Raw genomic sequence first — 439 nt, 5'->3', positions numbered from 1 at the left:
CTTCACCACCGAAGCCGCCTTTTGCAGGAAGCCATCCGGCAGGTCGGGAAAACCCTCATTGGCGAAGAACGGATCGATGATCAGGGCGGAAAAGCCGAAGGGCGATGCTTCCAGCGAGTCGATCGCCTGTTCGACCGCCGCCGCCCAGGCGTTGGCGAAGGCCTCGCCGCCCTCTCCTCCCAGTGGCCGATAGCCATCCGGCGCCGGCACATGCCGCACATGGCCGCCATAGCCGCCAACCGGCGGCATGCGGGTCGAGAGCTGCGACACGGCGGTGGTGTTGCCGTGATAGGTATGATCGGTGGCGATCACGCCGGTCTTGCCGGTGACCGCCTGCGCCATGCGCAGCGCGATATCATTGGCCTCGCTGCCGGTGCAGGTGAGGATGGCAGTGTCGAGGCTGCCGTCGAATGTCGCAGTCAGCCGCTCGACATAATCG

General features: G+C 65.6%; 1 protein-coding gene. It reads right to left on the bottom strand.

Annotated elements, in window-relative coordinates:
- A partial coding sequence (locus AC1D0P_RS29845) for an aminotransferase class III-fold pyridoxal phosphate-dependent enzyme (protein WP_477680037.1) occupies positions 1-439 on the bottom strand: 439 nt, incomplete at both ends.

This window comes from Polaromonas sp. P1_G2, assembly GCF_056405515.1.
Note: the sequence above shows the minus strand (reverse complement) of the source record. Positions and strands in the feature narration are given on the sequence as shown.